Origin of the sequence: Salipaludibacillus sp. CF4.18, assembly GCF_051262595.1 — a bacterium.
Classification (GTDB): Bacteria; Bacillota; Bacilli; order Bacillales; family Salisediminibacteriaceae; genus Salipaludibacillus; species Salipaludibacillus neizhouensis.
The window spans coordinates 1-673 of record NZ_JBIMEV010000151.1 but is presented as its reverse complement, the minus strand read 5'-3'; the positions used below and the strand labels follow the sequence as shown (position 1 = coordinate 673).

The 673-nt window shown below is 39.8% G+C and carries 1 pseudogene; it reads left to right on the top strand.

The features are described from left to right. Positions 1–673, top strand: a pseudogene (locus tag ACHABW_RS25920) (IS3 family transposase); the annotation flags it as partial.

The window sequence follows — 673 nt, the reverse complement described above, 5'->3', positions numbered from 1 at the left end:
GCGGATCATTTGAAGAAAAGGACAACCGTTCGCCTGAACAGGAAGAGATGATCAGGTTGCGGAAAGAGAATCAAAAGCTAGCCATGGAGAATGATATTTTAAAGCAAGCCGCGCTGATCATGGGACGAAAGTAGATGTGATTCGAAACAACACCCACAAATACTCGGTATCAGCAATGTGCAACGTCCTCCAACTTGCCCGAAGTACGTATTATTATGAAGCGAAAATTCGATACAAACAAGACGAAGAATTACCGGAATTAATCTTAAATATATTCAAGGAAAGCCGAGATAACTTTGGTCAACGAAAAATTAAGATCGAACTAGAAAAGAAGAAGTGGACGGTTTCTCGACGTCGTATTGGGAGAATCATGAAAGAACAGGGACTTGTTTCAAAGTATACTGTCGCTCAATTTAAGCCATTTCGTACGTCTTGTAACGAATCTGAAGTTGGAAATACATTAAATCGAGAATTCAACCAAGAGGAAGAACTCAATGTAATTGTGAGTGACTTAACCTACGTTCGTGTCAATCAAAAATGGCACTATATCTGTGTTTTAGTAGACTTATATAACCGAGAAATTATTGGACACAGTGCAGGACCTAACAAGACCGCTGGGTTAGTTCAACGTGCCTTTGCGTCGGTGCCGTACAATCTACATCGTTTTAAATTA